The sequence below is a fragment of the Streptomyces sp. NPDC000410 genome (genome assembly GCF_040300305.1).
Classification (GTDB): Bacteria; Actinomycetota; Actinomycetes; order Streptomycetales; family Streptomycetaceae; genus Streptomyces.
In genome coordinates this window covers 1-7,256 of sequence record NZ_JBEPDM010000104.1, presented here as the reverse complement: position 1 = coordinate 7,256, position 7,256 = coordinate 1, and the positions used below count along the sequence as shown (strand labels likewise).

9 protein-coding genes and 1 pseudogene are annotated in these 7,256 nt (G+C 72.5%); all 10 read left to right on the top strand.

Going from position 1 to position 7,256, the window contains the following annotated elements:
• Positions 1–917 precede the first annotated feature (917 nt).
• The 10 genes and pseudogenes from ABT342_RS37715 to ABT342_RS37670 all read left to right on the top strand — a co-directional run bounded on the left by ABT342_RS37715 (position 918) and on the right by ABT342_RS37670 (position 7,184).
• Complete coding sequence (locus ABT342_RS37715; RefSeq protein ID WP_351584013.1) at positions 918–1,196, top strand: hypothetical protein; 279 nt, start codon at positions 918–920, stop codon at positions 1,194–1,196.
• Positions 1,153–1,698: a DUF6879 family protein gene (locus tag ABT342_RS37710; protein WP_351584010.1), complete on the top strand. Its 546-nt coding sequence runs from the start codon at positions 1,153–1,155 to the stop codon at positions 1,696–1,698. Before ABT342_RS37715 ends, ABT342_RS37710 begins: the two co-directional genes overlap by 44 nt.
• 36 nt (positions 1,699–1,734) lie before the next feature.
• Entirely contained in the window at positions 1,735–2,583 is an 849-nt protein-coding gene (locus ABT342_RS37705; protein ID WP_351584007.1) for a DUF5753 domain-containing protein, read from the top strand.
• 101 nt (positions 2,584–2,684) lie between these two features.
• Positions 2,685–2,900, top strand: a complete 216-nt coding sequence (locus tag ABT342_RS37700) for a hypothetical protein (protein ID WP_351584004.1) — start codon at positions 2,685–2,687, stop codon at positions 2,898–2,900.
• Entirely contained in the window at positions 2,872–3,273 is a 402-nt protein-coding gene (locus tag ABT342_RS37695) for a DUF6415 family natural product biosynthesis protein (RefSeq protein ID WP_351584001.1), read from the top strand. The genes ABT342_RS37700 and ABT342_RS37695 overlap by 29 nt, the downstream gene beginning before the upstream one ends.
• A gap of 116 nt (positions 3,274–3,389) precedes the next feature.
• Positions 3,390–3,794 (top strand): polysaccharide deacetylase family protein, encoded by a 405-nt coding sequence (locus ABT342_RS37690; RefSeq protein ID WP_351583998.1) that lies wholly within the window; start codon positions 3,390–3,392, stop codon positions 3,792–3,794.
• Positions 3,791–4,423 (top strand): annotated as a pseudogene (locus tag ABT342_RS37685) (DUF6875 domain-containing protein); the annotation flags it as partial. The gene ABT342_RS37690 and the pseudogene ABT342_RS37685, both read left to right, overlap by 4 nt.
• A gap of 713 nt (positions 4,424–5,136) precedes the next feature.
• The gene (locus ABT342_RS37680; RefSeq protein WP_351583995.1) at positions 5,137–5,601 is read left to right on the top strand and encodes a hypothetical protein; all 465 of its coding nucleotides are present in this window, start codon (positions 5,137–5,139) and stop codon (positions 5,599–5,601) included.
• 597 nt (positions 5,602–6,198) lie between these two features.
• Positions 6,199–6,525, top strand: a complete 327-nt coding sequence (locus tag ABT342_RS37675; protein ID WP_351583992.1) for a hypothetical protein — start codon at positions 6,199–6,201, stop codon at positions 6,523–6,525.
• Positions 6,526–6,605: 80 nt separating this feature from the next.
• Positions 6,606–7,184, top strand: a complete 579-nt coding sequence (locus ABT342_RS37670) for a hypothetical protein (protein ID WP_351583989.1) — start codon at positions 6,606–6,608, stop codon at positions 7,182–7,184.
• Positions 7,185–7,256: the final 72 nt, after the last annotated feature.

Below are 7,256 nucleotides of genomic sequence, written 5' to 3'. Positions count from 1 at the left end.
CGAACACAAGACGCCGCATGCCTCCCTCACCCCGAGCTAGACCATGCCTGACCAGCAGAAATCAACGGATCACGTTCGGTTGAGATACGGCTTCTTAGCCCTCCACGGGAGCTGGCCATATGCCGCCAATGAGCCAGGGCCGGGCAACCGACTCCAGCGGGCGGGGCGGGTCTTCACGACCGGTGCCGGCACCGAGGTCCTGGCCGGGACCGGCGCCGGGGCCGGGGCGGCGGGGGTCTGGGGTGGCGCCGGGGAATGACGAGGTGCCGTAGACGGCGTGCTCTTTTGACGGGGAGGCCGGACAACGGCCCCGTCATCGGATCGGCCGACGTCTGGCCGCACCCTGGGTGCGTCGGAGACTGCCCTTCTGGCAGGTGGCAGGGCGGCCTGCGGGGGCTTCTTCGTGGCTGCTTGACGCCGCCGCTCTTCCTCCTGCCAACGGCGGGAGCCCAGGATCTCCTTGAAGCCCTGCAGCTGCGCGCGCTGCTCGCGGGTCTCGCTCGGTGGAGCTCCTGCCGCCTGGTGCCATGCCAGGGCGTACAGGTCGGCGGCGACCGCGACCGCGTACCGGTCGATGGCCCGCTTGAGTTCTGTCAGGGTGTGGTTCAACGTGCGGCGGACTGTGGCGATCTCCATCGCAGTCCGAGGAGCACGGCCCGTCGTCCGGCGACGGAAGTCCGTCTGCCACGCCGCGCCGCCACTGAGCCGCACCCGGTTGTTCCCCCAAGCCCATCCCCCGAGCTGCACAACAGATCCCCAAACGGTCGGGCACACCGCACCCGAGACGCAAGAGAGCGGCAGGCCAAGAACAGCCGTGCGGTAAGCCTCTGCAGCAGGCGGCCTTGACCGCCAATACCGCCGCGCGGGACGGTCGTTGTGCGCAATCATCCGCAACCAGCTCGACAGGGGAGACCATCATGGAGTTACGGTTCGTCGGGATGGACCCGAACACCGGAGGTGAGGGATCGCCGACGGTGTGGGTCGAGGAGGAGTCCGCGGACCTGGTCCTGCAGGGCGAGGCAGCCGACGAGCTCCTCGCTGCCCTAGTCGGCTCTACCGAGTGGGTGGCCGGCCACAAGAGGGGGATCCCCGCGCACGAGCGGGTGATCCGCATTCCGGCCCGGATGGTGCCGATCCTGAGGGAGGCGTGCGATGCCGCTGAACGCGCAAGCGCTGCACGACGCGACGTTCGCTGAGCTCCTGGCCGCCACCGAGCGCACGGCCGTCCATCTGGAGATGCGCGACACCTACGCCGTCGGCGACGAAGCCGACGACTTCGCCACCTTCCTGCGCACCGGTATCCCGAACCTGGTCCCGACCCGCTCGTTCTGGCCGCAGTGGATGCCCCTCGTGCGGGAGGCGGTGGGCCGCGGGGTGGTGATGCGCCGCGCCCGGATCGTCTCCGAGCCGGTCACCGACTACATCCGCTACGAGCACGCCATCACGCCGCTCAACCTCGAGGCCGGCGAGCAGGTCCGCTGGCTGCCCCGCCGCGAGGCGAGCACCATCGCGCTGCCCGGGAACGACTTCTGGCTCCTGGACGACACGGTGGTGCAGTTCCACCACTTCACCGGCACCGGCGACTGGACCAAGGACGGCCGCGAACGCACCACCGACCCGGCAGCGGCCGCCCTGTGCCGCACCGCGTTCGAGCAAGTGTGGGAGCGCGCCATCCCCCACGCCAAGTACACCCCGTAACCCAGACCACCCCAACCACAGGACTTCCCGCGCCTCATGCCCGTCTCCCCGTCGTCCAGCGCCCAGGCCGCCCGCGAAGCCCTCGCGGTGCGCCTGGGCCACCTCATGCGGGACGCCGGCATCAACGGGCGGGAGCTCTCCCGCCGCTGCGGCTGGGACAAGGCCAAGACCTCCCGCATCCTCGGCGCCAAGGCCGCCCCCTCCGACGCCGACATCCGCACCTGGTGCACCGCCTGCAACGCCGAGGACCAGGCCGCGGACCTCGTAGCCACCGCCCGCGCGGTGGACTCGATGTACATGGAGTGGCGCCGCCAGCACCGCGCCGGCATGCGCCGCGCCCAGGAAGACGTCCTCGCCCGCAACGCCGCCGCCCGCACCTGCCGCGCGTACGTCTCCAACGTCATCCCCGGCTTCTTCCAGACCGCCGACTACGCCGAAGCCCTGATGCGTTCCATCACCGACTTCCAGGGCACCCCCGACGACATCCCCGAGGCCGTCGCCGCACGCCTTGCCCGCTCCCGCTTCCTCTACGAGGGCGACCACCGCTTCGTTGTTCTCATCGAGGAGTGGGTGCTGCGCACTCGGATCGGCACGCCCGCCACGATGGCCGGCCAGCTGCAGCACCTGCTCACGGTGATGCCGCTGCCGTCGGTCTCCCTGGGCGTCATCCCGCTCGGGGTCCCGCGCACGGTGTGGCCGCTGGAGGCGTTCTACCTCTACGACGACCGGCACACCGTGGTGGAGACCCTCACCGCCGGCATCAACGTCCGTCAGCCCCGCGAACTGGCCGACTACGCCAGAGCCTTCAAGGGCCTGGCGCAGATGGCCGTCCACGGCGACGCCGCCCGCACGCTTATCCAGGCCGCTGCCGACGCCCTGGGGTGAATCCGCGCAACTATCCGCAACCTTCTTGAGGCCCGGCCTGCGCCGTCCGTAGCGTCGAAGCACCGACGGGACGAACCACCAGCGGAACGGGACGGTGCCTCATGCGCGCACAGACGACCAGCACCACCGCTCCCAAGCCCCGGTACGGCGTTCCGTCCTCCGCGCTGCTCGCCCGCGCCGACCGCGGCTACGCCCGCTTCCTCGCCCAGCAGACCGAGGACCAAGAGCACGACGGGAGGCCCTGCCCGCCCCCGCCGCACACCCCGCGACCGCCACAACGAGGCTTTGATGAGCAGCAGACACCTGGCCCTGCATGACCCCGAAGGGCTCCTCGAAGGTGAACTCCCTCTCGACCGAAGCACCCACGAGCGCCTGGCCGAGGCCGTGCTCGGCTGGACCGGCGAGACCGGGCTACGGCCAGCGGACGTCCTGCAGATCGCGCTGCAGCTGACCGGCGCCGCCCGCGCGGTCGCCGCCGACGTCCGCCGCGCCGCCGACCGACTGCCCGCCGACCATGCCGCCCGCGCCCTGGCCGACGTCGTCCTGGACGAAACCGACCGGCGCCTGTCCGCTGGGCCGGACGGCACGGTGCGGTGCGCCCAGGGACGGGCCCGCCTCATCCGCGCCCTCTATGAGCGCCTCGACCGCCTCACCGAAGCCGCAGCATCCGCGCCCGCCAAGGCCGTCTGAACCCGCCGCGCGCCCGGACGAGACCTGGGGATCCTCGGGTGCGCGGCGTCGAACAGCACGACGGCCGGCCCGACCGGGCCGGGCGAGCACCACTCGACACCGAGAGGGGCACCATCGTGACCACCGCAACCCTCGAGCTGCGCCGCTTCCTGACCATCACCGGCCAGCGCTTCAAGAACGGCCAGTCCGCGCCCGAGATGTTCTCCCCGGCCGTGGACGCCGCCTGGCACGACATGCTCGGCACCCCCGACTACGACGTCCTGTGCCAGGAGACCGCCGGCCAGCCGATCCGCCACGTCGCGAACAACGGCCGCGGCCCGATCGCCTGGGTCGCGGCCTACGAGGCCGCGTACGGGCCGCTGCCGGAGATCTGGTTCACCGACGCCCACGGCGCCGTCGACGAGCCGGCCTTGGCCCGCTACCGCGAGACCGGCACCGTGGTCGCCGAGTGGGACTGCGGCCCCGCCGGCGGCGACGGCGACGACATCGCGCCCGACCAGCCGGAGACCACCCGCCGGTGACCACCGGCCGCACCATCGCAGCGCCCCGGCCCAACGCCGGGGCGCTGCGCCTCGTCGAAGCCAGCACCACCACCCCGACCACCATCGACATCGCGGCGTACGTACGGCAGATGACCGCCCACTGCCCCTTCCTGGCCCCGTCCCTCCAGCAAGGGCTGACGACCTGGACGGTGTATCGGGCCGACGGTGAGCCTCCGGTGGTGGAGGCGGAGCTGTTTCACGCGGGTGTCCAGGCCGCGGAGTGGCTGCGCCCGCTGCTGAACCGGCCGCACGGCGGCCTGCGGTGCGAGAACATCGTCCTCCTCGGCGAGGTCCCCGGCGCCCGGCATCGTGACCTGCTGGCCTGGCCGCACTGGGTCCTGAAGAACCTCTACGGCCCCGTCGGGATCATGTTCGGCAAGTTCCACGCGGGCGAGGAGGAAACCACCCGGGCCGGCGACCGGATCCCGGCCGCCCCCGTCTCGTTCCTCCCGGTGAGAGCCGCCGTACGCCGCCGCGACCCCCGCTTCCTGACCGCGACCCCGGACCTGGCGGCCGCGCTCGCTGTTGCCGAGGACGACGGCCGCGACCTCTTCGAGCACGTCCCCGATCAGTGGAAGGAGATCAGGACTGGTCAGCCGCCGCAACCCCTCGCCCCGCTGGAGGCTCGCCGCCGCCGCGCCGCTCCCGCCCAGCGCCCTGCTGTACGGCCTGGCCCACCTCTACTGGGCGGTGGGCATCGTTGTGGCGCTCATCGGCGTGTACGCAGCCGTCGCGCTCGGCGAGCACCTGGCCGCGCGACGGCAGCCGGATACGAAGCCCTCCCAGGACTCCGCGCCGCGCAAGTAGCCCGCCGCGGTCCCCCACCCGATTCACCCGTGAGCCCCTGACACCCCTTTGTCGGCCGTCCGGGGCCCGCACGAGGCCATGCCGGGCGACGCCTGACCAACACCCCCAACCCCGCCCCCCGGCCCCCCGGGCGCAGCGACCTTGCCGCGCCCCGGGGGGCCGTCCCATGCCCATGCCCGGGCCCGCTCGCCCGCCCCCCGTGGTGGCGGAGACCGTTCCATACCCGCCCCCGCCACCGGCCGCTCCCCGGCCCCCGCCCGTGCCCGGCGCCTGGCCGGGGCCGCGCCTGGCCGTCCGCCGCCCGTGCAGTTGGGCGGTTGTGCCGCTAACCATCTGGTGTCCGATGGTGGGCTCGGCCGGTGAACGCCCCGCACGAACCCCTCCTCTCGTGTGCTGTGAGCGACCGGCCTATGCCGGGCCGCATGCCATGCGCAGGCAACCGCCCCCTTGCCGCGCTCTGTGCGGCCCGGCCCCTTACCGGCACGCGCCACCCGTCCTCGAAGGAGAACCCTCCATGACCACGCACGTCCAGCGCCCCGTGACCGTGACCGCCCGCATCAACACCAGCACCGGCATTCCCCACCCCACCACCAGCCTGCGCGACGTGTTCACCATCACCGCCCACGTGAACGTCGATCCGCTCTCTTTCTTCGGCTACCAGAGCGGCCACACCGTCGCCGAGGTCACCACCACCGACGGCACACCGCTGCGCATGGTCTTCACCACCAGCCGCGTCACCGACAGCCACACGGCGGCTGAAGCCGCGTTCGCCGTCGGCAACCGTCAGAACAGCGACGACCGCGGCCAGGACTGGCCCGACGACGTCCGTTCGCTGTCCGTCGGCGATGTCCTGGCCGTCACCGCGCCCGACGGCACCACCACGCACCTCACGGTTGACTCGGTGGGCTTCTCCGAGATCCTCCCGCCCGCCGTCCGCACCGACCTCACCGGCACCCGCGCAACATCCCGCACCACCTGACAGACAGCGCCATCGCCGCTGCCCGGCCCGTTCCGCCACCATGGCGGGACGGGCCTCTCCACGTCCCCCAGCCCCCGGCCTCCCGCCCACCACGTGAGGACGGACTCGCCGGGGCGCCCGGCACTGTCCGCGCCCCCGTCCGCCGACCGCCGACCGCATCAAGCACCCAGCCCCCGGGCCCACCCGCCGCGTCGCGGCCGGCCGCCCGGGCCCGGAGGCCGGGGCCGGGGTTGCCGGGCTTAACCCCACGCAGGTCAGAGTTGGTCCCGCCGGAAGGACGCTCCCGCACCCCCCCGTGCGGTTGAGCCCCCGGCAGCCGGGCCGCCCCGCCCCACCCCTCCCAGGGGCGGCCCGGCCACCCCCGCCACCCGCGCCCCCTAGTGACGCGACCATCACCGAGCCCACCTCCCACCGCCATAGGCCGATTCACCCGCCCAGCACCCGACGCCCAGCCCCAACTCGAGCACCGCAAGGGGGCGGGGTGAGGAAACGCCGCGTGGCGCCGCGTTGCCGGACCGAGCTGGCATACCCCACTTCCACCCGCGCCCACTGTCGCTCCGCCGCCCGGCCGCGCCCCACCCGCTGAAACGAGCCCCGATGAACCCCCACCCCCGCCTCCGCATGCCGCGCCTGCTGCGCCGCCTCGCTGATGGGCTGGCCAGCTACCGGCAGGCCATCGACTCCACCGTGTGGGCCGACGTCCGCACCGACCGCTGCCCGCACTGCGGCCGCACCGGCATCAACGGATGCGACCCCACCCACCCCGCACATCCCGCACCCGCCGTACCCGGCCCCCTACGCCGCGCCGCCCACACCGCCCGACTCGCCTGGCACCTACGCCACACACTCCCGCACCACCTCCACCACCCCTACGGCACCACCCCCACCACCACCCCCGCCGCTCTCGCCGACGCACCGTTCTAACCCCGCCCACGCCCCGCCCCGGGGCCCCGCAGCCCACCAAGCAACCCGGCCGCAGACCAGACCGGAAGGCCACCACCCCCATGCTCACCCTGAAGTTCGCCCTCAACGAGGTCATCGACGTCGCCACCCACTCGATGCTCGCCCCTCGCCACACACTGCGCCCCACCTACGACCAATGCCAGAACGAGGAGGATGTCCACGCCGCCCTGTGGTGGGTGCGGGACCACAGCGGCACCTACCTGACCGGGAACACCACCCGCCCAGGCCCCCGCGACGCGTTCGCCGAAGGGTACGGTCCCAGCGGTGACGACGCATCCGGCATCCTCGGCGGCGACGACCGCCTGATCGACACGTTCCCGCTGCACGACCCGGACACCGGGGCATGCCTGCACTCCGACCTGATCAAGGCACAGCACGACGGCAACAACACACTCACGATCACCCTCGATGGCGACACCGTGGAACTGAGAACCCTCCGCGCCGACGTCCCCATCGCCCCCCTCGGACTGACCACATATACACGCGGCATCATCGACCTGGCCGCCTCCAAGGGCCTACGCCTGACCTGGAAGACCGGCAAAACCTGCCATCTCCTGCGCCTCGCCACGCCCGGCCCGCACGGCGTGAGCGGGCACATTGAGCTGCCCCGAGTTTCGTAGAGTCCGATCTTGATGGTTCAGGCGGACTGCGGGACTTGCTCCTGGCTCTGCCAGAAGGCTTGCTCGTACTCG

What these genes read in the sequence shown, in the direction of transcription:
- ABT342_RS37715 (WP_351584013.1), top strand. Translation starts at nt 918, where the DNA reads ATGGAGTTACGGTTCGTCGGGATGGACCCGAACACCGGAGGTGAGGGA.
- ABT342_RS37710 (WP_351584010.1), top strand. Translation starts at nt 1,153, where the DNA reads ATGCCGCTGAACGCGCAAGCGCTGCACGACGCGACGTTCGCTGAGCTC.
- ABT342_RS37705 (WP_351584007.1), top strand. Translation starts at nt 1,735, where the DNA reads ATGCCCGTCTCCCCGTCGTCCAGCGCCCAGGCCGCCCGCGAAGCCCTC.
- ABT342_RS37700 (WP_351584004.1), top strand. Translation starts at nt 2,685, where the DNA reads ATGCGCGCACAGACGACCAGCACCACCGCTCCCAAGCCCCGGTACGGC.
- ABT342_RS37695 (WP_351584001.1), top strand. Translation starts at nt 2,872, where the DNA reads ATGAGCAGCAGACACCTGGCCCTGCATGACCCCGAAGGGCTCCTCGAA.
- ABT342_RS37680 (WP_351583995.1), top strand. Translation starts at nt 5,137, where the DNA reads ATGACCACGCACGTCCAGCGCCCCGTGACCGTGACCGCCCGCATCAAC.
- ABT342_RS37675 (WP_351583992.1), top strand. Translation starts at nt 6,199, where the DNA reads ATGAACCCCCACCCCCGCCTCCGCATGCCGCGCCTGCTGCGCCGCCTC.
- ABT342_RS37670 (WP_351583989.1), top strand. Translation starts at nt 6,606, where the DNA reads ATGCTCACCCTGAAGTTCGCCCTCAACGAGGTCATCGACGTCGCCACC.